Annotated in this window: 17 protein-coding genes; 11 read left to right on the top strand and 6 right to left on the bottom strand. The window is 66.4% G+C overall.

All coding sequences use genetic code 11. The features are described 5' to 3' along the window. Positions 1 to 16 precede the first annotated feature (16 nt). A complete protein-coding gene (locus KDJ86_RS06880; protein ID WP_291744280.1) occupies positions 17 to 3,217 on the top strand; it encodes a sensor histidine kinase in 3,201 nt (1,066 codons plus the stop codon). A gap of 2 nt (positions 3,218 to 3,219) precedes the next feature. Beyond that, positions 3,220 to 3,717, top strand: a complete 498-nt coding sequence (locus KDJ86_RS06875) for a hypothetical protein (RefSeq protein WP_291744278.1) — start codon at positions 3,220 to 3,222, stop codon at positions 3,715 to 3,717. Between the two features lie 182 nt (positions 3,718 to 3,899). Here the strand turns inward: KDJ86_RS06875 and KDJ86_RS06870 are convergent, their stop codons facing one another. Both KDJ86_RS06870 and KDJ86_RS06865 read right to left on the bottom strand, forming a co-directional pair. Further along, on the bottom strand, positions 3,900 to 5,510 hold the full coding sequence (locus KDJ86_RS06870; protein WP_291744277.1) for a TadE/TadG family type IV pilus assembly protein: 1,611 nt from the start codon (positions 5,508 to 5,510) through the stop codon (positions 3,900 to 3,902). Between the two features lie 198 nt (positions 5,511 to 5,708). Beyond that, positions 5,709 to 7,667 carry an acetoacetate--CoA ligase gene (locus KDJ86_RS06865; protein WP_291744275.1) on the bottom strand — a complete coding sequence of 653 codons (1,959 nt, stop codon included), beginning with the start codon at positions 7,665 to 7,667 and terminating at the stop codon, positions 5,709 to 5,711. A gap of 144 nt (positions 7,668 to 7,811) precedes the next feature. Here KDJ86_RS06865 and KDJ86_RS06860 point away from each other — a divergent pair, with 144 nt between their 5' ends. Beyond that, positions 7,812 to 9,695, top strand: a complete 1,884-nt coding sequence (locus KDJ86_RS06860; RefSeq protein WP_291744273.1) for an AsmA family protein — start codon at positions 7,812 to 7,814, stop codon at positions 9,693 to 9,695. A gap of 7 nt (positions 9,696 to 9,702) precedes the next feature. Here the strand turns inward: KDJ86_RS06860 and KDJ86_RS06855 are convergent, their stop codons facing one another. Genes KDJ86_RS06855 through KDJ86_RS06840 form a run of 4 tightly spaced genes read right to left on the bottom strand, consistent with a single transcriptional unit; the run spans position 9,703 to position 13,854 of the window. After that, on the bottom strand, positions 9,703 to 10,536 hold the full coding sequence (locus tag KDJ86_RS06855) for an ABC transporter permease (RefSeq protein WP_291744271.1): 834 nt from the start codon (positions 10,534 to 10,536) through the stop codon (positions 9,703 to 9,705). Between the two features lie 52 nt (positions 10,537 to 10,588). After that, positions 10,589 to 11,542 carry an ABC transporter permease subunit gene (locus KDJ86_RS06850; RefSeq protein ID WP_521085262.1) on the bottom strand — a complete coding sequence of 318 codons (954 nt, stop codon included), beginning with the start codon at positions 11,540 to 11,542 and terminating at the stop codon, positions 10,589 to 10,591. Between the two features lie 7 nt (positions 11,543 to 11,549). Further along, a complete protein-coding gene (locus KDJ86_RS06845; protein WP_291744267.1) occupies positions 11,550 to 12,701 on the bottom strand; it encodes an ABC transporter ATP-binding protein in 1,152 nt (383 codons plus the stop codon). 55 nt (positions 12,702 to 12,756) lie between these two features. After that, the gene (locus tag KDJ86_RS06840) at positions 12,757 to 13,854 is read right to left on the bottom strand and encodes a polyamine ABC transporter substrate-binding protein (protein ID WP_291744265.1); all 1,098 of its coding nucleotides are present in this window, start codon (positions 13,852 to 13,854) and stop codon (positions 12,757 to 12,759) included. A gap of 209 nt (positions 13,855 to 14,063) precedes the next feature. Here KDJ86_RS06840 and KDJ86_RS06835 point away from each other — a divergent pair, with 209 nt between their 5' ends. The 8 genes from KDJ86_RS06835 to KDJ86_RS06800 form a co-directional block, all read left to right on the top strand. Next, complete coding sequence (locus KDJ86_RS06835) at positions 14,064 to 15,461, top strand: glutamine synthetase family protein (protein WP_291744263.1); 1,398 nt, start codon at positions 14,064 to 14,066, stop codon at positions 15,459 to 15,461. 41 nt (positions 15,462 to 15,502) lie between these two features. Continuing rightward, the gene (locus KDJ86_RS06830) at positions 15,503 to 15,976 is read left to right on the top strand and encodes a cupin domain-containing protein (protein WP_291744262.1); all 474 of its coding nucleotides are present in this window, start codon (positions 15,503 to 15,505) and stop codon (positions 15,974 to 15,976) included. Between the two features lie 27 nt (positions 15,977 to 16,003). Further along, a complete protein-coding gene (locus tag KDJ86_RS06825; RefSeq protein ID WP_291744260.1) occupies positions 16,004 to 17,281 on the top strand; it encodes an NAD(P)/FAD-dependent oxidoreductase in 1,278 nt (425 codons plus the stop codon). A 174-nt stretch (positions 17,282 to 17,455) separates the two neighbouring features. Then, on the top strand, positions 17,456 to 18,202 hold the full coding sequence (locus KDJ86_RS06820) for a CerR family C-terminal domain-containing protein (RefSeq protein WP_291744258.1): 747 nt from the start codon (positions 17,456 to 17,458) through the stop codon (positions 18,200 to 18,202). Then, positions 18,199 to 19,152 (top strand): HlyD family secretion protein, encoded by a 954-nt coding sequence (locus KDJ86_RS06815; RefSeq protein WP_291744256.1) that lies wholly within the window; start codon positions 18,199 to 18,201, stop codon positions 19,150 to 19,152. The genes KDJ86_RS06820 and KDJ86_RS06815 overlap by 4 nt, the downstream gene beginning before the upstream one ends. Beyond that, positions 19,149 to 20,102 (top strand): ABC transporter ATP-binding protein, encoded by a 954-nt coding sequence (locus KDJ86_RS06810; RefSeq protein WP_291744254.1) that lies wholly within the window; start codon positions 19,149 to 19,151, stop codon positions 20,100 to 20,102. Before KDJ86_RS06815 ends, KDJ86_RS06810 begins: the two co-directional genes overlap by 4 nt. Positions 20,103 to 20,367: 265 nt before the next feature. After that, a complete protein-coding gene (locus tag KDJ86_RS06805) occupies positions 20,368 to 21,474 on the top strand; it encodes an ABC transporter permease (protein WP_521085263.1) in 1,107 nt (368 codons plus the stop codon). Positions 21,475 to 21,558: 84 nt separating this feature from the next. After that, on the top strand, positions 21,559 to 22,347 hold a 789-nt coding region (locus tag KDJ86_RS06800; protein WP_291744249.1), incomplete at its 3' end, for a multicopper oxidase family protein.

Raw genomic sequence — 22,347 nt, 5'->3', positions numbered from 1 at the left:
TGGGGCGGAACGCCGGATGAACGGCAAGACGCATGCTTTTCTGGACCTTTCCGCCGTTCCGGCGGTTGGCGCGGTCCTGCTCGATCCCCGGCCCGCCTTCGTCTTTCGCGGCGATGGCAGCGGCATCCTTTGGGCAAACGCCGCGGGTGCCGCCTTTTTCGGCGAAGACCGCATGGGCGGCTTGCTGGAGCGCCGCTTCGCGCCCTCCAGCCCGACCGCCCGCAGCCTTGCCCGGCTGGCGAAGGCGCTTCCCCTCGATCACCAGCGGATAGAGATCCTGCGCTTCAATTTCGGCGTTCGCCAGGTGGCGCTGCCATCGGCCTGCCAGCGGCTCGACCTCGGCAACGGCGCGCGCGGCGTGCTCGCCGTCGGCTCGATCGGCGCCAGCCGCGAGTCGCTTTCGACCCGCTCCGAGCGTCTTGCCGACGCGATTGCCGCGGATGATTGCCTGGTGGCCGTCCTCGACGCCGGCGCGCGGGTCCTTGGCGCGTCCGGCGGATTCGATGTGCTCGCCCCGGAGTCACAGGCGATCGACCGGCTGGTCGACGAAGCCGGCCGGGGCCGGCATCCGGTGGTCCGGACCCGGCTTGTCGTCGACGGTGGTTCGCGTCCGGCCGGCGTCGCGCGCGTCACGGTCGGCAGCGACGACATCTTCCTGTTGATCGTCGGGCCGGAAGAGGTGCGTCCTCCGGTGTCGGCGCCGGCCCAAGCGGCTGCGCATCCTTCGTCCCCGAGGCCGCCGGCTCCCGTCGCGGCGCCGCCGCCCTTCGTCGACGGGCAGCAGGAGGGTGTTCCGGAGGCGGTGCTTGCGCCGGCCGACGGCACGACGGTCCGGCCGGTCGCCGAGGCGGTGTCGCCCGTCGCGGAGGCCCCGGTCGAGGCGGCCCCGGTGGCCGCGCCGCCGCCGCGGATGTCTCCGACTCGGCGCTTCCTCTGGCGAAGCGATGCCGATGGTGCCTTCCTCTTCGTTTCAGGCGCGCTTGCCGCGGATGTCGGCGGGTCGAATGCTCCGGCGATCGGCGAGACATGGCGGGACCTTGCCGCGCGGCTACCCCTCGATGGCGACGGCGCGCTCGCCGATGCGCTTGCCGGCCTCGCCCGGTTTGGCGTCACCATTCGCTGGCCGCTTGCCGGTGAGCCGGAGGCGGTCGCCGTCGACCTGACCGGCATTCCCGATTTCTCGCGCGATGGCGTCTTCCAGGGCTATCGCGGCTTCGGCGTGATCCGCCTCGATGATCGTCGTCCTGTCGAAGCTCCGTCGATCCCCGAGGTGCCTGCGCCTTCGGACGAAGCGGCCGGTGAGCCGGTCGCGGTCCCTGGACAGCCGGCCGATGTGGTCGAGGAAGCGCCGGCGCCCGCCGCCGCGACCCGCCAGCCGCCGAATTGCGACCTCGACGAATTCGCGCGCCAATCGATCGAAGGGGGCGGGGAGACGGATCGGCCCGAACCCGTCGAGCCGGCCCCTGACCTTCCCGCCGAAGCGGCCAGGCCGTCGGAGCCCGGTAGGGCCGCGGAAGCTTCGCCGCAGGCGGGCCGCGAGGAGCCGCGGGAATCCAACGTCGTTCATCTCGGCAAGACCCCGACCCGCATCCTGCCGAAGCGATTGTCCGGATCGGAGCAGGATGCGTTCCGACGCATTGCCGAGGCGCTTGGCGTCGAGGAGGAGGCGCCCGCGCCGGAGCCTGCGCCGGATGCCGATGACCGCCGGAAGGTGCCGCGTCCCGCTGCGGCCGACGTCGAGACGCCGCTCCTCAACAAGCTGCCGGTCGGCATCGCCATCTACCGTGACGCTCGCACCCTCTTTGCCAATCGCACCTTGCTCGACCTTCTCGGCTACGCGTCGCTCGACGCATTTCTTGCCGCCGGTGGCGCCGAGGCGATCTTCCCCGACAGCCGGGACTGGTCCGTCGGCACGCTGAGCGGCGGGATGCTGCGGGCCGCTCGCGGTGACGGGTCGGACGTCGCCGTCGACGCCAAGCTCCACGCCGTGACATGGGCGGGATCGACGGCGCTGATGCTCTCGCTGGTCGAGGCGGCCCCGGAGCCGGCCCCCGTCGAGGTAGCGGCGAAGCCTCCCGCCGAGCCGCCGGCGCAGGTCGAGGTTGAGCCGCGTATCCGCGAGCTCGAGGCGATGCTCGATACCGCGACGGACGGAGTCGTGGTGATCGATTCCGAAAGCCGGGTCGAGCGCATGAACCGCGCGGCCGAAGCGTTGTTCGGTGTCGAGGCCGGCGAGGTGGCGGGCCAGCCCTTCACCGAGCTCCTCGCCGAGGAGAGCCGCAAGCCGGCGCGGGACTATCTCGATGGCCTCGCTTCCAACGGCGTCGCCAGCGTTCTCAACGACGGTCGCGAGGTGATCGGCCGCGTGCCGCGCGGCGGCCTCATCCCGATGTTCATGACGATCGGCAGGCTGACCGACTCCGGCAGATATTGCGCCGTCCTTCGCGACATCACCCACTGGAAGAATGTCGAGGAGGAGCTGGTGGCCGCGCGCCATGCCGCCGAAGCCGCCAACGTCCAGAAGTCCGAGTTCCTTGCCAGGATCAGCCATGAGATCCGCACGCCGCTGAACGCCATCATCGGCTTTTCCGAAGTGATGATGGCCGAACGGTTCGGCCCGGTCGGCAACGAGCGCTATCGCAGCTATCTCAAGGATATCCATCTGTCCGGCGAACACCTGATGAGCCTGATCAATGACCTCCTCGACCTGTCGAAGGTCGAGGCGGGCAAGCTCGATCTCAACTTCGAGTCGGTCGCGGTCAATGCCGTCATCCAGGAATGCGTCGCGCTGATGCAGCCGCAGGCCAACCGCGAGCGGATCATTATCCGCACGTCCCTGTCGTCGACCCTGCCGAACGTCGTCGCCGACCTGCGCTCGCTTCGCCAGATCCTGCTCAACCTCCTGTCCAACGCGATCAAGTTCACCAAGGCCGGCGGCCAGGTCATCGTCGCGACCGCGATGGAGGATAGTGGCGAGGTGGTGATCCGTATTCGCGACACCGGGATCGGCATGGACGAGAAGGATATCGAGACCGCGATGAAGCCGTTCCGGCAGGTTGCGACGTCGGGCCGGACCGGCGAGGGGACCGGTCTCGGCCTGCCCCTGACCAAGGCGCTGGTCGAGGCGAACCGCGCCTCATTCGCCATCGACAGCGTGCCGGCCCAGGGTACGCTGGTCCGCATCACCTTCCCGACGACGCGCGTGCTGGCGGGGTAGAAGTGGTCCGCCTCGTCCTTGGGCTGATGGCGATGGTGGTCGCCACCGGCTTCGCCTTTGCCGGTACCTGGCAGACCTACGTCAACGAACGGTTCGGCACCACCGCCGACGTGCCGGCCGATTGGCGGCCGGGCGAGCCGCCGGCCAACGGCGACGGCTTGCGATTCACCTCGCCGGACGGAACCGCGTCCGTCGCCGTCTTCGGCAGCCTCCAGACCTTCGATACCATCGACGAGGCGATTGCCATCTACGAGACGCCGGAGGACGGCGCGACGATCACCTATCGTCGGCGCGACGATCGCGGGCTGGTCGTCTCGGGCACCAGGGGTGACCGCATCTTCTATCGCCGCTGGCTGCTCTCCTGCGGCGACGCCGTCTGGAACGGTCTTTCGATCGAATATCCCGCCGCCGGGAAGCAAGCCTACGACCCGCTGGTCACGCACATGTCGCGAAGCCTGCGGGCGGGGACCGGCTGGCAGGTCGAGGACTGCCCGGATTGAGGCTGAAGCATTCGCGCTAGCCGGCGCTGCCCACCGTCCCCTTTCGCCGCAGCGCCCTTTCAGCAGTCCGGGCGGGACCACCGACTCGGCGAGTTCGGAGGGATCGGTGCCAGGCGCCATCGGCGAAAAGGCGGAAAGGGCCGTAACGTGCGGCCCTTTCGGAAATCCTTCCGGATCAGCGATCAGCGCGCCAGTCGCAGTTTCTGGATCGAATTGCCGATGTCCTCGAAGGCCGCGACCATCTTCGAGACGTCGTTGACCTCGTAGTAATAGTCGGGCTGGGTGGCACAGGCTTTCATCACCGGATCGCTGGGCATGCCGTTATTCGTCTCGACACGGACGGTGTAGATGACGATCCCTTTCGCCTTCATCGCCGTGCATATCTCGGACAACTTGTCGTCGCGCGCCGCTGTCCGCGCCGATTTGTTCTTGTTGTCGGCGGGGACGCCCATCTTCTCCTGCCACACGTAGCCAAGTCCGGAATAGATGGATTCGTTGAGTTCGTTGCCGGTCTGGTTCTCGTTGTTGCCGTCGGTCATCAGGACCATGATCTTGGTCCAGTCTTCCGTGCCATAGGCGACGCCGTCCCCGAACGGCCCCTTGTCCGACAGGACGTTCCATCCCCAGCTTGCGCCGATCGGGATGTCGGTATTGCCGTTGGCGATCATCTTGTTGATCGCCGTCTTGGCTTCCGCGGTGTTGGTGGTCAACCGCATGATCGGCGCCATCTCGCAGCCCGAGTTGGGACCATAGTCGTATTTGAGGCTGTCCGTCGTGCCCTCATAGGGCGTCGGTGACCCGGCATATTTGAGGATGTCGCCCTCGAGGAGCCGGTAATCGGGCAGTGTCAGCGCGTCGTTGAGACCCTTGGTGGCGAGATCGGCCTTGATTGTGCCGAGCGGCGTGTCGTCGAGATAGCTGTTGTTGTAGTCGTAGGGCGGGCTGGTGCCGTTGTTCTTCTTGCCGTTGTCGCCCTCGCCCGCAATCCCCGGTTCGTCCGGTGCGAAGAACGGCACATAGAGCGTGTTCGGCTTCGCGCTGTCGGCCGGCGTCTCGCTCGCCTCGTAGCCGAAACGTGTCTCCACGCAGCCGCCCCAGGTGGTGCCCATCGCCTTGAACAGGTCGAGGCGGTTGACCTCCTGGCCGAGGAACAGGCTCTTCGCCGAATCCGACTTGCCGTCCTTGTCGAGCCAGGCGGCGTCCTTGTAGTTGGGACCGACATTCACGGTCTGCGAGAAGGGTACCAGCCCGATCTTCAGGTCGCTGGGGTCGAGGACCGCCTTCGCCAGGGTATCGACCAATGCCTCGGCCGCGTCCTTGAGTTTGCCGATCTTGTTCTTGGTCGCCATGGATCCGGTGTTGTCGAGCACCATCGCCACCTCGACCTTGCCCACCGCGCTGACGATTTCGGAGGTGACGCTGATCGGGATCGACTGGACTCCGAGCACCTTGGCGATGGTGGTGTCGATCGCGCCGGAGACGGTGGCGGTGATCTTGCCGCCCTTTTGCTGGACGACGGAGTCGAGCTTCCAGTTGCCTTGATAGGTCGGCTTGATATGTGTCTCCAGCCACTTGTTCACCGTGTCAAAGGCCTGCTGGTCAGACATCGGCGGCTGGCTGCCGACCGCCAGGAGTCCGGCGTCGATCGCCGCCGCGACCTCGGCGCGGAGGTTGCTGACGCGCGTATAGTCGATGAGGGCGCCGACGGCGCCGAAGAGGGGGATCAGCGCCAGGGCAAAAACCACCGCGACGTTGCCGCTCTCGTCACGGGCTAAACGGTTGAAGATGGCCATTGCTCGTACTCCCGGCTGGCGAATGCCGCCTGTAAATCTGCCAGAAGGTCGAGCTTATCCAGTTAACAGGTAGTTATTTCACTGAAGACAATTGTTATTTCCTGAATAATGAATTGATTCGATACCCCGGTTTTCATTGTAATAAGATACCTTGTATTAAACTTAACGCCCCGCCGGCGGCTCGGGCCAGGCCGGTTCCTATTCGGACAGCTCCTGTCGGTCCTTGAAAAACGCCAGGGCTTCCGGATTGGCGAGGGCGTCGACATTCTTCACCGGGCGGCCATGAACCACCTCGCGGACCGCCAGTTCGACGATCTTGCCGGACTTCGTGCGCGGGATGTCGCGGACCGCCACCACCCGGGCGGGAACGTGACGCGGCGTCGCGCCGCGCCGGATCACCGACTTGATCCGGCCGATCAGCTCCTCGTCGAGGTCGACACCCTCCTTCAGCCGGACGAAGAGCACGATGCGGACGTCGCCATCCCAGTCCTGGCCAATGGCCAGGGCTTCGGTCACTTCGGGGATTGTCTCGACCTGGGCATAGATCTCCGCCGTGCCGATCCGCACGCCGCCCGGGTTGAGGGTGGCGTCCGACCGGCCATGGATGATCATGCCGCCATGCGCGGTCCATTCGGCGAAATCGCCATGACACCAGATTCCGGGGAAGCGTTCGAAATAGGCTGCGCGGTATCTGGCCCCCTCGGGGTCGTTCCAGAAACCGATCGGCATCGAAGGGAACGGCCGGGTGCAGACCAGTTCGCCCTTGCCGGAAGGCAGCGGCTTGCCGTCCTCGTCGTAGACGTCCATCGCCATGCCGAGCCCCGGCCCCTGGATCTCGCCGCGCCAGACCGGCTTGTTCGGGATGCCGAGGACGAAACAGGAGACGATGTCCGTTCCGCCCGAGATGGAGGCCAGGTGGATGTCGGGCTTGATCGCCTGATAGACGAAATCGAAGCTTTCGGGCGCCAGCGGCGATCCGGTCGACATCATCATCCGGACGCGCGACAGGTCGAAACGGTCGATCGGCCTCAGGCCGGATTTCTTCACCGCATCGATATATTTGGCGGAGGTCCCGAAGACGTTCATCCGCTCCGCCACGGCATAGTCGAACAGCACGTCCGGCCCGGGATGGAACGGCGAGCCGTCGTAGAGCAGCAGCGTCGCGCCGAGACCGAGGCCGGAGACCAGCCAGTTCCACATCATCCAGCCGCAGGTGGTGAAGTAGAAGACCCGTTCGTCCCGCACGACGCTGCTTTGCAGATGGTGTTCCTTCAGGTGCTGGAGCAGCGTTCCGCCTGCCGAATGGACAATGCATTTCGGCACGCCGGTCGTGCCCGAGGAAAAGAGGATGTAGAGCGGGTGCGAGAACGGGAGCCTGACGAAGTCCACCGCGGCGGCCGCGAAGGGGGCGATCGTGTCGGCCAGGCTTTTTGCGTTTGGCAGGGCCGCGGCGACGGCTTCCGCGCGCCCGAGATAGGGGACGACGATCACCGCCGGGGCGCCGGGGAGGCCGGCGACGATTTCGCCGAGCTTCTCCGACACGTCGATCGTCTTGCCGGCATAGTAATAGCCGTCGCAGGCGATCAGCACCTTCGGCGCGATCTGGCCGAAACGGTCGAGGGCGCCCCGTGAACCGAAGTCGGGCGATGCCGACGACCATACGGCGCCGATCGAGGCCACGGCCAGCATCGCGGCGATGGTCTCCGGCATGTTCGGCATCAGCGCCGCGACGCGATCGCCGGGCTCGACGCCGAGGTCGCGCAGGGCCTGCTGCAGCCGCGACACCAGCTCATTCAGCTCGCGCCAGCTCAGCCGCGTCGCGACACGGTCCTCGCCGCGGAAGACGAGGGCGTCCGCATCGTCGTCGCGACGCAGCAGGTTCTCGGCGAAATTGAGCCGCGCATCGGGGAAGAAGCGGCCGCCGGGCATGCGGTCGAGATCGAGCGAGTGGCGTTCGCCCTTGTCGCCCACCACGTCGCAGAAATCCCACAACAGGTCCCAGAAAGCCGCCGGGTCCTCGACCGACCAGCCGTGCAGCGAATCGTAGCCGGCCAGGCGGCGGCCGGCGCGGCGTTCCGCCTCCGCGGCAAAACGGGTGATCGGCAGCGCCTCGATCCCGGCAGGTGTCCAGAGTGGTTGATCGTCCGTCGCGGCCAAGATATCCGGCTCCCTCAAATAACGATTGCGCGGCCATCGGGTTTGCGCAAGGCGACCAGAAGCCACTGGAAAAAGTCAAGAAATTCCTTGCGGACCCGGGGGTTTCTGCCTATCCGGTGCGGGGCTAGTCAAGAGGAAACCGGAATGGCGAAGGCTGGGCCCAGTCTCACGAGACGGTTCGCAATCGGCGCGCTGATCGTCGTCGTCGTCGTGGTCGCTGCCGCGGCGGCCGTGCCTTTGGTCGTTTCGCCGGATGTGATCAAGAGCCGCATCGTCGACCAGATCGCCTATTGGACCGGCCGGAAGTTCACCTTCCGGGGTGAGCCGCACCTCAGCCTCTTCCCCTATCTGACGGTCAGGTTGAACGACGCCAGGTTGGCGAACGCGCCGGGGATGGGCGACGAACCGTTCATGGAAATCGAGACGATGACGGCCAAGCTCGAGATCCTGCCCCTGTTTCTCGGCAGGCTCGAATTCGCCCGCTTCCGCCTCGCCAACCCCCATATCAATCTCAGGACCGGTGCGGATGGGGTCGGCAACTGGATCATGGCCGACGGGGTGATCGGCGCCCAGATGTCGAAAGGCGACAAGGAGGGGACGACCGACGAGATCGAGCCGCCGTCGCCGCTGGCCGACGTACAGCTCGGCCGGCTGGCCATTCGCGACGGCACCATTTCCTATACCGACGAGCGCACCGGCCGGAAGGGGGAGCTGACCGGCGTTACGGCGAGCTTCGATTGGACGACCACGTCGCAGATGGCGGCGGGTGACGGCTCTTTTGTCTGGCGCGGCGAGCCTGTCGAGTTCAACGGCAGCATCGATGCACCGCTTGATCTGCTGGCCGGCGGCAGTTCGACGCTGCGCCTCGCCTTTTCGGCGGCGCCATTGCGTCTCTCGTTTGTCGGCAACGCCCTGCAACTGGATGGCACCCAGCTCGAGGGCGATGTCAAGCTGACGACGCCTTCTGTCCGACGGGTCGCCGAATGGATGGGCCGTCCGGCCGAGGCCGGGGCGACCTTCGGTGCCGGGGCGATCGACGGCAAGGTCAATTGGCTCGGCTCGACGGTCGCGGTTTCCGATGCCACCTTCGAGCTCGACGGCAACGCCGCGGAAGGCGCGCTGACCGCCACTGTCGGCGACGGGCCGCTCGCGATCTCCGGCACGCTCGCCTTCGAATCCCTCGATCTGTCCCCTTATCTCGAGGCGGCCAATGCCGGGCTGACCGCGACCGGACCGTGGCAGTCCGCGCCCGCGTCGCTGCCGCTCGCCGACGGTGATATCGACCTGCGGCTGTCGACCTCGCGGCTGGTTGCCGGCGCCATGGAGGTCGGCCGCACCGGCGCCACCGTCACCCTCAAGAACGGGGAATTGGTCGTCAATGTCGGCGAAGCGGAGCTCGAAGAGGGCACCGCCGATGCCCGGGTCTCGCTGGCGATGGACAACGACGCGCTGAATGTCGCCGCTCAGCTCCGGCTGCAGGATATGTCGGTCGCCGGGCTCCTCGGTGAATTTGCCGGGATCGATGCCCTCGAGGGAATCGGCGATGTGACGATCGATGCGACCGCGAAGGGCGCCACCTGGGGCGACCTGATCGAGACCTTGGCGGGAACGGGCGCCATCGCGATCGCCGACGGAGCCCTCGACGGCGTTGATCTTGCGCGCCTGCCGGAGGCGATCAAGGATCCCGAGGGCGCCGCATGGGCCGGGTCGACGGCCTTCGGTTCCGCCAACGCGTCCCTTGCCTTCGGCGAGGGCGTCGTCACCGTCGAGGATCTCCGGGCGGCCGGCGACGCCTTCGCCTTGCAGGTGACGGGACACGCCGGCATGTTCGATCCGACGATCGACGCGCGGGGTACGCTGACGTTGGCCGGCGCGGGCGACGACGGCGGCGACATGAACGTCCCCTTCCTCGTCGAGGGCACCTGGAGCGATTGGCGGGTGCTTCCCGATCTCGGCCCCCCCGTCGATCGCGGCGAGGCCGCGCCCGAGCCTGCCCCCGCGCCGCCGGCCAGCCCCAGCGACGGCTGAGGTCTGGCTAGATTCCGTTCCTGATGCCCGCCGCGGCCTGTCGTTCGGCCCGGATCCGGGCGACCTCGCGGCGCTTGGTGACAAGTGATGCGGCGATCACCCCGATCGACACGATGCCGATCAGGATGGTGCTGACCGCGTTGATTTCGGGCGTCACCCCGAGCCGGACCTGGCTGTAGATCTTCATCGGCAGGGTCGTGGCGCCGGGTCCGGTGGTGAAGCTGGCGATGACCAGGTCGTCCAGGGAAAGCGTGAAGGCCAGCATCCAGCCGGCGATCACCGCCGGGGCGATCAGCGGCAGGGTGATCTGGAAGAAGGTCCGGACCGGCGGACAGCCGAGGTCGAGCGCCGCCTCCTCGAGGCTGCGGTCGAAGGTGGACAGCCGCGACTGGACGACGATGGCGACGAAGCACAGCGAGAAGGTGATATGGGCGAGGACGATCGTCCAGAAGCCGCGCCCGAAGTCGACGGCGACGAACAGCAGCAGCAGCGACAGCCCGATGATGACGTCCGGCATGACCAGCGGGGCGTAGATCATTCCGGAGAACAGCGTCCGTCCGTAGAACCGTCCGAAACGGACAAGCGCGATGGCGGCGAGCGTTCCGAGGATCGTCGCGGCGGTCGCCGACAGCAGCGCGACCCGCAGCGTCACCCATGCCGCGTCGAGCAGGCCCTGGTTCGAGAATAGCGAGACATACCACTTGGTCGAGAAGCCCGCCCACACGGTGACCAGCCGCGACTCGTTGAAGGAATAAATGATCAGCAGCAGGATCGGCAGGTAGAGGAAGGCCAGCCCGAACGCGATCGAGGTGACGTTGAACCAGGATGCCCGGCGGTTCATCGGCGGAGGCTCCCGGCGGCGGCTGCGACGACCCGGAGCGGACGCGCGGGCATCACATCGGCACCTTGTTGATCGCGCCTTCGCCGCGCTCGGCGCGGTTCTGGAAGATGACGATCGGCACCACCAGGATGAGCAGCAGCACCACCGCGACGGCGGAGGCCAGCGGCCAGTCCCGGTTCGAGAAGAACTCGTTCCACAATGTCCTGCCGATCATCAGGGTGTTGGAGCCGCCGAGCAGATCGGGAATGACGAATTCGCCGGTGACCGGGATGAAGACCAGGAAGCAGCCGGCGATCACGCCGGGAAGCGACAGCGGGAAGGTGACGCGCCAGAAGGCGCGGCTTGGCCGGCAGCCGAGGTCGGCGGCCGCCTCGAGCAGCGTCGGATCGAGCCGCTCCAGCGCCGCATAGAGCGGCAGGATCATGAAGGGCAGGTAGGAATAGACGATGCCGATATAGACGGCGGTGTCGGTGTTGAGGATCGTCAGCGGTTTGCTGATCACGCCAAGCCACAGCAGGAACTGGTTGAGCAGGCCCTCCTTCTTGAGGATGCCGATCCACGAATAGACCCGGATCAGGAACGACGTCCAGAAGGGCAGGATGATCAGCATCAGCAGCATCGGCTGGATCGCTTTCGGCGCCCGCGCCATCCCGTAGGCGATCGGATAGCCGACCAGCAGCACCAGCGCGGTCGACACCACCGCGATCTCGATGCTCGACAGATAGGCTTTTGCGTATAGGGCGTCCTCGGTGAGCCAGAGATAGTTCTCGACGGTGAATTCCTTGAACGCCTCGATCACGCCGGAGATGCCGCCGCCGAGGTCGAGCACCGGCGTATAGGGCGGCTGCGCGATCGCGGTCAGCGAGAAGGAGATCTTGAGGACGATGAGAAAGGGGATCAGGAAGAGCAGGAACAGCCAGACATAGGGAATGGCGACGACCAGCCAGCGCGCCGGGTTCGGCCTGTTTGCGGTATCGTGCCTGCCTGGGGAATCCACCGTCGTCATCTCCCGCCTATCGCGTCAGCACGACGCCGGCGTCGCGCGGCCAGGTCAGCCAGACCCTGTCGTCCCATGTGATCTGTCGCTCGACCAGGCGGGTGCGGTTGGTGACCGTCGATTTCATCGTCGTGCCGTCCGGCAGGCGTACGTGGTAGATCGATACGTCGCCCAGATAGCCGATGTCCCAGACCTCGCCGGTGATACAGTTGACCGAGGGCGCGGCGGGCGCCTCGAGCGAGAGCGATATCTTCTCCGGCCTTATCGCGAACCATGCGTCGTCGCCGGTGGCCGCCTCCATCGCCTGCTCGACCTCGATCATGCCTCCGGCCTCGCCGCAATCGAGCCAGACCCGGCCGCCGGCGCGGTCGACGATCCGCCCCTCGATGAGGTTTATGTCGCCGATGAAGTCGGCGACGTAGCGTGAATTCGGTTGCTCATAGACCTCGGCCGGCGTCGCCACCTGCATGATGCGGCCGTGATCCATGATCGCCACGCGGTCGGCGACCGTCATCGCTTCTTCCTGGTCGTGGGTGACGATCAGGAAGGTGAGCCCGAGCTCCTGCTGCAGGTCGACGAGCTCGAATTGCGTCTCCTCGCGCAGCTTCTTGTCGAGGGCGCCGAGCGGTTCGTCGAGCAGCAGCACCTTGGGCTTGCGGGCCAGCGAACGCGCCAGCGCCACCCGTTGCTTCTGGCCGCCGGAGAGCTGGTGCGGCTTCCTCTTCGCGAAAGGCGTCAGCTTGACCAGGGTCAGCATCTCCTCGACCCGGGCGTTGATCTCCGCCTTCGGCATCCGGTCCTGCTTGAGCCCGAAGGCGATATTCGCCTCGATCGTCATGTGCGGGAACAGCGCATAGGACTGGAACATCATGTTCGTCGGCCGCCGGTAGGGCGGGACGCCGGCAAGGTCCTGTCCGTCGAGCAGCACCTCGCCCTCGGTCGGCTCCTCGAAGCCGGCGACCATCCGCATCAGCGTCGTCTTCCCGCAGCCGGATGGCCCGAGCAGGGCGAAGAACTCGCGCTCGTAAATGGTCAGCGACAGGTTATCGACGGCGACGAAATCGCCGAAGCGCTTGGTGACGTTGCGGAATTCTATGAACGGCGGCGCCGCCGGATCATCCCAGGGAGCAAATGTCCGCCTGACCGGACCAATTGCCTTAGCCGCCATCGAATCTCCGATCCCGGTTGGGAGGCGGCGCCTCGCGACGCCGCGCCCTGTCTCGTCAGCTGCCGCTCTTCACCGCGGTCCATTCGCGCGTTACCACACGTTGGACACGCGGCGAATAGGCGGTCGTCGTATACAGCCGGTCGATCGTCATCTGGCCGGGATAGATGGCGGCATCGCTGATGACGTCCTCGTTGAGCATCGGCTGGGAGTCGATGTTGCCGTTGGCGTAGTACACGTAGTTCGAGTTCGCGGCGGCGGATTCGGGGCGCATCATGAAATTGATGAATTGATGGGCCGCATCCGGATGCGGCGCGTCAACCGGAATGATGAAGGAGTCGAACCACATCAGCGCGCCTTCCTCGGGGATGACGTATTCGACGGTCACGCCGGCATCCGCCTCCGCGGCGCGGTCGCGCGCCTGCAGCACGTCGCCGGAATAGCCGACGGCCAGGCAGATATCGCCATTGGCCAGGGCGTTGATGTATTCGGACGAGTCGAATTTCTGGACATAGGGCCGGATCGACTTCAGCAGCTCCGCCGCTTTGGTGATGTCGCCGGTATCCTTGGAGTCCGGATCGAGGCCGAGGTAGTTGAGCGCCGCCGGGATCATCTCTTCCGGCGTGTCGAGCAGGTATACGCCGCAATCGGCGAATTTCGACACGATCTCGGGCTTGAAGATCATATCCCAGGAGTCGACCGGCGCGTCGGGCATGATCGCGGCGATCTTGTCGACGTTGTAGCCGATGCCCGTGGTGCCCCACATGTAGTTGACCGCGTATTCGTTGCCGGGATCGTAGACCTCGAGGCGGCTGGTGATTTCGGGCCAGGCATGCACCAGGTTGGGGATTTTCGATTTGTCGAGTTTCTGGAGCGTTCCGGCCTCCCGCAGCCGCGCCATGTTCGACGCCGAGGGAACGACGATATCGTAGCCGGATCCGCCGGCAAGCAGCTTCGTCTCGACGATCTCGTTGTTGTCGTAGACGTCGTAGACGACCTTGATGCCGGTTTCCTTGGTGAAGTCCTCGAGGACCTGTTCGTCGATATAGTCCGACCAGTTATAGACGTTGACGACCTTGTCCTCGGCCGGCGCGATTGCGGTCAGGGCGACGAGAAGTGATGCAGCGAGCGGGTAGCGGCTGATGGCGACTGGCATCCTGAACTCCATGCTCGAGTGTTGGCGCGTGGCTCCCCGGCTCACGTTAGATTCAAATATGATTGGCCTCAACCAACTCGGGCCGGGGATGCCTCGGTTGCCCGGCGCCGGTTTTCCGAGCAAAATCAATCGATCGTTCCCATGATCCCATGCCCCGGGCAATGAAGCTTCTCTGCCGGGGCGGGAAGCGCCGGCCAGACAGGTGATTTTTGCGAAAAGCGAAGGACCCAAACACGATCGACGGGCGCGCCAGTGGCGTCGCCTCCCTCGAGGAAGCGCGAGACTGGCTGGCCGCCCGACGTATCGAGGATATCGAGTGCATCGTCCCCGATCAGGCCGGCGTCGCCCGTGGCAAGATGATGCCGGTCAGCAAGTTTCTCGCCGGGCCGGTGATGTCGATGCCGGTGTCGATCTTCACCCAGACGATTTCCGGGGACTGGCCGGCCGACGACGACACGTTCCAGAACGACGAGGCGGACCGCGACGTCCTGCTTGAGCCGGACCTCAGCACCCTGGCCGTCGTCCCATGGGAGGAGGACCCGACCGCGCAGCTCATCCACGATGCCCGCTACGCGGACGGGCGCGCCGTGGACATCGCGCCGCGCCAGGTGCTGCGCCGGGTCATCGAGCTCTACGACAAGCGCGGATGGCGGCCGGTGGTCGCGCCGGAGATCGAATTCTATCTCGTCCGCCCCAACAAGGATCCCGACTACCCGCTGGCGCCGCCGACCGGCCGCTCGGGCCGGCCGGAGACCGCGCGTCAGTCCTATTCGATTGCCGCGATCAACGAATTCGACGATCTCTTCGACGACATCTACGATTTCTCGGAGCAGCAGGGCCTCGAGATCGACACGCTGATCCACGAGGAAGGCGCGGCCCAGATGGAGATCAACCTCCGTCACGGCAACCCCCTCGGCCTTGCCGACCAGGTCTTCCAGTTCAAGCGGACGATCCGCGAGGCCGCGCTCCGCCACGACATGTATGCGACCTTCATGGCCAAGCCGATGTCGGGCGAGCCGGGTTCCGCCATGCATATCCATCAGTCGATCGAGGATACGGCAACCGGCCAGAACATCTTTTCCGACGAGGCCGGCGAGCCGACGCAGGCCTTCTTCAATTTCATTGGCGGCTCGCAGAAATTCCTGCCTTCCGTGACCTCGATCATGGCGCCCTATGTCAATTCCTATCGCCGCCTGCAGCGGGCGGCCTCGGCGCCGGTCAACACCGAATGGGGCTACGACAACCGCACCGTCGGTCTGCGGGTGCCGAATTCGTCGCCCGCGGCGCGTCGCGTCGAGAACCGGATTCCCTCCTCGGACGCCAACCCCTACCTCGCCATCGCCGCCTCGCTCGCATGCGGCTATCTCGGTATCGTCGGCGGTGTGCCGTGTTCGGAGCCGGTCAGCGGTGGCGCCAATGTCGACGAGATCGATCTTCCACGCGGCCTGCTGGAGGCGCTGGCCCTGTTCGAGGATTGCGAGGAACTGGCCGATATCTTCGGCCGGGCCTTCGTCGCGACCTATCGGGCGATCAAGCAGGCCGAATACGAGACCTTCATGCAGGTGATCAGTCCGTGGGAGCGCGAATATCTCCTGTTGAATGTCTGAGCGTTTCGGAATGGCTCCCGGCGGGGAGCGAGGAGTGTGGCATGTCGAAGAAGATTGATCGGGATCTGGCGCCGCGCTCCGACGGCACGGTCTATCCGGCGCCTTTTGACGGACCCTGCCGCAAGCGCAGGAAGGTGAAGCTCGGCGATGCGGCCGGCCTCACCCAGTTCGGGGTCAATATCTGCCGCCTGCCGCCCGGCGCGTGGTCCAGCCAGCGCCACTGGCACACCGACGAGGACGAGTTCGTCTATGTTCTGGAAGGGGAGGCGACGCTCGTTACCGACAGCGGCGAGGAGAGTCTCAGGGCCGGGGACTGCGCCGGGTTCAGGGCTGGCGACCCGGATGGCCATCATTTCCAGAACCGGTCGAACGCCGACGTCGTCCTGCTCGAGGTCGGGACGCGGATGCCGGAAGGCGGCAAGGCCTGGTACCCCGGTATCGATCTCGTCGCCGACGATGATGGCTACGCGCACACCGACGGCACCCGTTATCCCACGGAGAGCCGGAAGACGTGACCGGGCGTTCGGGCAGGGGCAATACCGATGCGGCTCGCTGACGCTCCATCGCTCTATGCCGCATCGGCCGACCCGGTTCCCGTCTATCCGACGCTGACCGAGCCGGTCACCGCCGATGTCGCGATCATCGGCGGCGGCTTCACGGGGCTTTCGGCGGCCTTGCATCTCGCCGAGCGGGGCGTCGACGCGGTTGTCGTCGAGGCCAACAGCGTCGGCTGGGGGGCGTCGGGCCGCAACGGCGGGCAGCTCCATTCCGGCCAGCGCCGCGACCAGGGCTGGCTCGAAAGCCGCTTCGGTCGCGACGACGCGCTGCGCCTCTGGCGTCTCGGCGAGGAAGCCAAGGCGCTGACCCTCGGCCTGATCGCCCGGCATCGCATCGATTGCGACTGGCGGCTCGGGCTGATCGAGGCGGTCCACAAGCCGCGCCTGGTTGCCGAAGAGCGGGCCTATGTCGACACGCTGCGCGACGACTACGGCTACGGGGCGGTCGAGTGGCTCGACCGCGAGGCGGTCGCGGCGGCGATCGGCACCGACTGTTATCACGGCGGGCGCCTCGACAATGGCGCCGGCCATCTCGACCCGCTGAAATTCGCCCGCGGTCTTGCCCGTGCCGCCGCCGGTGCCGGCGCCAGGATTTTTGAAGGCTCGCGCGCGACCCGCGTGGCGAAATCCGGCCGCTGGACCGTGACGACCGGGAAGGGCAGCGTCGCCGCCGACATCGTCCTGCTTGCCGGCAACGGCTATCTCGACGGCATCGACGACGACACCGAAGCCCATGTCATGCCGATCGACAACTACATCCTGGCGACGGCGCCGATCGGCGCCGGCCGGCCGGGTGGCCTCATCCCGAGTGGAGCCGCGGTCTCCGACACGCGCTTCGTGGTCTACTATTTCCGCCCGACCGCCGACGGACGGCTGCTCTTCGGTGGTGGCGAGTCCTACGCCCCGACCGAGCGTACGGATGTCGCCGAATTCGTCACCCGCCACCTGCTCAATGTCTATCCCCGTCTGAAGGGCACGAAGGTGGACTATGCCTGGGGCGGCCGGCTGGCGATCACCATGCAGCGGCTGCCCTATATTCGCCGCCTGCGGCCGGGGGTCTACACGGCCGCCGGCTATTCCGGTCAGGGTGTGGCGCTGGCGCCCTTTGCCGGCAAGCTGATCGCCGACGCGATCGGCGGCGACACCACCCGGTTCGACGTGTTTGCGGGCCTTCCCTGTCCGCCTTTCCCCGGCGGCCGGTGGCTGCGCTATCCGGCGCTTGTCGCCGGGATGTCCTGGTACGCGCTGCGCGATCGGCTCTAGCCGGCCGGCAAGCGAGCGGTTTCCTCGGCTCCGCATCCGACAATAAGCCATTGTAATAACAGTGTTATTCGCGACACACGCACTTTCTCCCGGTCGCTTCTTCCATAAATAAATCAAACGATTGACTATGTCGTTCAAACGTGTGATTTAGATTTCGGATACGGGAGATACCGCATGGCAGGAGCCACCACGTCGAGGAAGACAGGCCCGGGGGATGCGGCCGCGGCACGGGCCGATGGCGAATTGCCGGTTTCCCGCCACTACCGTCGCGCCCGGCGGGACCGCGGCGCCGACACGCGCGCGCGGCTGATCGCGGCGGCGCTGGATGTCTTCGGCCGGGAGGGATTCGAAGGCGCGACCACCCGCGAGATCGCGAGGGAGGCCGGCGCGAACCTCGCTGCGATCGTCTATCACTTCGGCGGCAAGGAGGAGCTGTATCGCGCCGTCGCCGAATATATCGTCGAGCGGACCTCGGGTCTGGTCGGTCCGGCCGTCGCACTGGCCAGCGCGCCGCAAGCGACGGAATCCGTCGAGGCGGCGCGCGCCACGCTGTTCCGGATGATCGAGACCTATGTCGACGTCATTCTCGGTACCGACGAGGCCGAACGCTGGGCCCGTTTCATCATTCGCGAGCAGCTCCAGCCGACCAGCGCCTTCGACATCATCTATCGCTTCATGGGCGGCACCCATGCGCTCGGAGCGAAGCTGGTCGCGCGGATTCTCGGGCGAAGCGAGGAAGACGAGGAGGTCAGGATCCGGGTCTTCGCGATGATCGGCCAGATCATGGTCTTCAGGGTCGCGCATGCCCTCGTCCTCAGGCGCATGGAATGGCCGTCGATCGGAGAGGACGAGCGCGCCGCGATCCGGCGCGTCATCCTGCTGCATGTCGAGGCGATCCTGGAGGCGGAGGCAGGGCCATGAAAGCGCTGGTGATCGCATCGGCGCTGCTTCTCGCCGGGTGCTTCGGCACCTCGGACACGGCGCTGCAGGGCTATATCGAGGGCACCTACGTCTATGTCTCGGCCGAGACCGCCGGACGGGTCGTCGCGCGGCCGGTGGATGCCGGCGCGATGGTCGGGGAAGGGGATGTCGTCGTTCGCCTCGATGACGCGGACGAGAAGGAAGCGGTCACCAGGGCGGAGGCCCTGCTGGCCCAGGCCAGGGCCCAGCTCGCCAATCTGCTCTCCGGCAAGCGCCCGGAGGAGATCGGCGTCATCGTTGCCGAGCTCAGCGAGGCCCGCGCTACCTTCAAGATCGCCGACGAGGACTATACCCGCCAGCTCCAGCTCAGGGAGAAAGGCGTCGTCGCCGCGACCGCCGTCGACAATGCCAAGGCCAAGCGCGACGCCGCCAAGGCCAAGGTGGAGGCGATCGAGCGCCAGCTCGAGGTCGCGAAGCTTCCCGCCCGCGAGGAGGAGATCGACGCGGCCGAGCGCTACGTCGCGGCGCAGGCCTCGGCCCTCGCCCGGACCAGGATCGCCCTCGAGCGACGGACGCTGAAGGCGCCCTCGGCGGGCTTCATCGAGGAGACCTTCTTCGAGCCCGGCGAGCGGGTCGCGGCCGGCGAGCCGGTCGTCTCGCTCCTGCCGGGCGCCAACAAGAAGGTCCGCTTCTTCCTTCCGGAACCGATGCTCGCGGAGATCGCTCTCGGCGACAGGGTCTCTATCTCCTGCGACAACTGCGACCCGGACATGGTGGCGGAGATCGACTTCATCGCCACCGAATCCGAGTTCACCCCGCCGGTCATCTATTCGAAGGACAACCGCGAGAAGCTTGTCTTCCGCGTCGAGGCCCGCCCCCTCGGCGCGGCCGGGTCTCTCAAGGTCGGCCAGCCGATCGACGTCCGGATTCTTGGCGGGGCCGGATCATGAATGGCGAGCCGATCATCGAGATCAGCGGGCTGACCAAGGCCTTCAGCGGCAAGACCGTGGTCGACCACGTCGACATGACCGTCTCCCGCGGCGAGATCGTCGGCTTCCTCGGTCCCAACGGGTCGGGAAAGACCACCACCATCCGGATGATCTGCGGATTGCTGAAGCCGGATTCCGGCGACGGCACCTGCCTCGGCTACGACATCAGGACCGAGGCCGACCGCATCAAGCTGGAAGTCGGCTACATGACCCAGCGCTTCTCTTTCTACGAGGATCTGACGATCCGCGAGAATCTGGATTTCGTCGCCCGCCTCTACGGCCTGACCCCGCGCGGGGACTATGTCGACAGCACCCTCGGGCAGCTCGGTCTCACCAACCGCCGCAACCAGCTTGCCGGCACGCTCTCCGGCGGCTGGAAGCAGCGCCTGGCACTCGCCGCCTGCGTCATGCACAAGCCGCAGCTTCTTCTCCTCGACGAGCCGACCGCCGGCGTCGACCCCAAGGCGCGGCGCGAATTCTGGGACGAGATTCACGAGCTCGCCGGCAATGGCCTGACCGTCCTGGTCTCCACCCACTACATGGACGAGGCCGAGCGCTGCCACCGCATCGTCTACATCGCCTATGGTCAGGTGGTTGCGCGGGGAACCGTGCCGGAGGTCATCGCCGATTCGGGCCTCCATACCTTCGTCGTCAAGGGACAAAGCGGCGCGGCGCTCGCCCGCCGGCTGAGGGAACGGCCGGGGGTCGATCAGGTCGCCTCCTTCGGCAACGACCTTCATGTCGTCGGCACCGACGAACGGCTTCTGGAACAGGCGGTCAGGGAAGTCATCGCCGGAACCGGCGCCCGCGCCGAACCGGACGAGACCAGCCTCGAGGATGTCTTCATCCGGCTGATGGGCCAGACGGCCGACAACTTCGATGGCAACGGCGGCACGGAGGCGCGGCCATGACCGGGGTGCGGTGTTTCCGGACGGCCGGTCAGAGGTCTCGCGTCCTTCGAGGCTCCGCTTCGCGGAACACCTCGGGACGGCGATGGGTGCTTGGTCATCCAGGGCGTCCCGATGTTCGAACCGCTGCCGGCCCGGCCATCCCGAGGTGCGAGGGCGGAGCCCGAGCCTCGAAGGAGGCACCGCGATGAACGCGATACCGAACGCCGCGACGCCCCTGGCCGGCCGGCGGAGGGTTCGCCTGCGTTCCTTCTCCTGGTCGCGGGTGATGGCGGTGATGGTCAAGGAGACCATCCAGATGCGCCGCGACCGGCTCACCTTCGCGATGATCATCGGCGTGCCGATCCTTCAGCTCGTGCTGTTCGGATTCGCCATCAACACCGACCCGAAGCGCCTGCCCACCGCCGTCATCATCGCCGACAACGGGCCGGTCGGCCGCGCCATCGTCACCGGCATGCAGGTTTCCGACTATTTCGCGGTCGCGCCGGAACCGATGGGCGAGGCGGCGGCCCGGCAGATGCTGGCGCGCGGCGATCTCAACTACATCGTGACGATTCCCGTCGGCTTCGAACGCAAGCTCGTCCGTCACGAACGCCCGCAGCTTCTCGTCGAGGCGGATGCGACGGACCCGGCGGCAACCGCCAATGCCCTCGGATCGCTGAACGAGATCGTTCGCAGCGCCATTTCGCACGAGACGACCGGACCGCTCGCGTCGCTTTCCCCCGGCGGCTTGCCGGTCGATGTCATCGTCCACCGTCTCTACAATCCCGAAGGGATCACCGCCTATAACATCGTCCCCGGCCTGCTCGGCACCATCCTCACCATGACGACGATCCTGATGACGGCGCTCGCCCTCACCCGCGAGGTCGAGCGCGGCACGATCGAGAATCTCATGGCGATGCCGGCGAGGCCCTACGAGATCATGATCGGCAAGATCGTCCCCTATATCGGCTTCGGCTTCGTTCAGGTGGCGGTGATCCTGGTCGCCGCCGCGGTGCTCTTCGCGGTGCCGATGAAGGGACCGATGTGGCTGCTGCTGACGGTTACGCTGCTCTTCATCGCGGCCAACGTCACGCTCGGCTACACCTTCTCGACCATCGCCCGGAACCAGATGCAGGCGATGCAGATGACCTTCTTCTTCTTCCTGCCGTCGATCCTTCTGTCCGGTTTCATGTTTCCCTTCCGTGGCATGCCGGACTGGGCGCAGGTGATCGGCCAGGTTATTCCACTGACGCATTACCTGCGGGTCGTGCGCGGCGTCATGCTGAAAGGCGGCGGGGTTCCGGAAGTCGCCAACAACGTTTGGCCGCTTCTGGTCTTCTGGGCGGCCGTCGCCGGGATTGCGCTGGTCCGCTACCGGCGGACGCTGGACTGAGCCCTATGCGCGTTTGAGGAGATTGTCTTTGGCGGAGGGGGGCAGCAGTATCCGGGCTCTCGAGTCCGGAAGCCCGCCTCGATCATGCTCACGCGTCGCCACTTCATTGCCGGGACGGCCTGCCTGGTGGCGGGTGCCGGTGTTGCCGGCGCGACGCGCGTCGCGGCATTGGCGCGGACGTTGCCGCCCCCGCTCCCGCCGGGCGCCGGCAGCACGGTATCGGCTCGCTTCGTGGCTGCAGAACGCCAGGTGGATCTCCCCTGCTTCGATGGCCGCGCAATGCCGATGTGGACGTTCTCGGACGGCGAGTGGCCGCCGGTGCTCCGGATCAGGCTCGGCGACCGGCTGGATGTCGTCGTCGAGAACGACCTGCCGCGCGACGACGAGCAAACATCGATCCACTGGCACGGCATCCGTTTGCCGAATGACCAGGATGGCGTTCCCTATCTCGTCCAGCCGCCGATCGAGCCGGGCGGGCGCTACCGCTACCGCTTCGCACCCCCCGACACCGGGACATTCTGGTTTCACACCCACTGCGACACGGCCGAGCAACTCGGGCGCGGTCTGGTCGGCATCCTGATTGTCGATGGCGACACCACCGAGCCCTATGCGGCGGATGTGGTGGTGCAGCTCCGCGATTGGCCGATCGATCTCGAGAAGGGGACGTTCCGCGGCTTCTATACCAGGCGAGGCGCCAGCAAGGCCGGCACCTATGGCGACATCCGCAGCGCCAATGGTGCGGCGGAGGCGGAGATCGGCCTGCCCGCCGCGTCGGATTGCCGGCTGCGCCTCGTCAACACCGATCGCACCCGTATCATCGAGATAGCGGTCGACGGAACCGACGCCGCGGTCGTCGCGATCGACGGTATCGGG

The sequence above is a fragment of the Bauldia sp. genome (genome assembly GCF_020442045.1).
In the GTDB taxonomy this organism is placed as follows: Bacteria; Pseudomonadota; Alphaproteobacteria; order Rhizobiales; family Kaistiaceae; genus Bauldia.
This window is presented reverse-complemented; position numbering and strand designations above follow the sequence as displayed.

Coding starts and splice junctions, on each gene's coding strand:
- KDJ86_RS06830 (WP_291744262.1), top strand. CDS start 15,503: ATGTCGAAGAAGATTGATCGGGATCTGGCGCCGCGCTCCGACGGCACG.
- KDJ86_RS06855 (WP_291744271.1), bottom strand. CDS start 10,536: ATGAACCGCCGGGCATCCTGGTTCAACGTCACCTCGATCGCGTTCGGG.
- KDJ86_RS06880 (WP_291744280.1), top strand. CDS start 17: ATGAACGGCAAGACGCATGCTTTTCTGGACCTTTCCGCCGTTCCGGCG.
- KDJ86_RS06825 (WP_291744260.1), top strand. CDS start 16,004: ATGCGGCTCGCTGACGCTCCATCGCTCTATGCCGCATCGGCCGACCCG.
- KDJ86_RS06805 (WP_521085263.1), top strand. CDS start 20,368: ATGGCGGTGATGGTCAAGGAGACCATCCAGATGCGCCGCGACCGGCTC.
- KDJ86_RS06845 (WP_291744267.1), bottom strand. CDS start 12,701: ATGGCGGCTAAGGCAATTGGTCCGGTCAGGCGGACATTTGCTCCCTGG.
- KDJ86_RS06860 (WP_291744273.1), top strand. CDS start 7,812: ATGGCGAAGGCTGGGCCCAGTCTCACGAGACGGTTCGCAATCGGCGCG.
- KDJ86_RS06810 (WP_291744254.1), top strand. CDS start 19,149: ATGAATGGCGAGCCGATCATCGAGATCAGCGGGCTGACCAAGGCCTTC.
- KDJ86_RS06820 (WP_291744258.1), top strand. CDS start 17,456: ATGGCAGGAGCCACCACGTCGAGGAAGACAGGCCCGGGGGATGCGGCC.
- KDJ86_RS06815 (WP_291744256.1), top strand. CDS start 18,199: ATGAAAGCGCTGGTGATCGCATCGGCGCTGCTTCTCGCCGGGTGCTTC.
- KDJ86_RS06840 (WP_291744265.1), bottom strand. CDS start 13,854: ATGCCAGTCGCCATCAGCCGCTACCCGCTCGCTGCATCACTTCTCGTC.
- KDJ86_RS06850 (WP_521085262.1), bottom strand. CDS start 11,542: ATGACGACGGTGGATTCCCCAGGCAGGCACGATACCGCAAACAGGCCG.
- KDJ86_RS06870 (WP_291744277.1), bottom strand. CDS start 5,510: ATGGCCATCTTCAACCGTTTAGCCCGTGACGAGAGCGGCAACGTCGCG.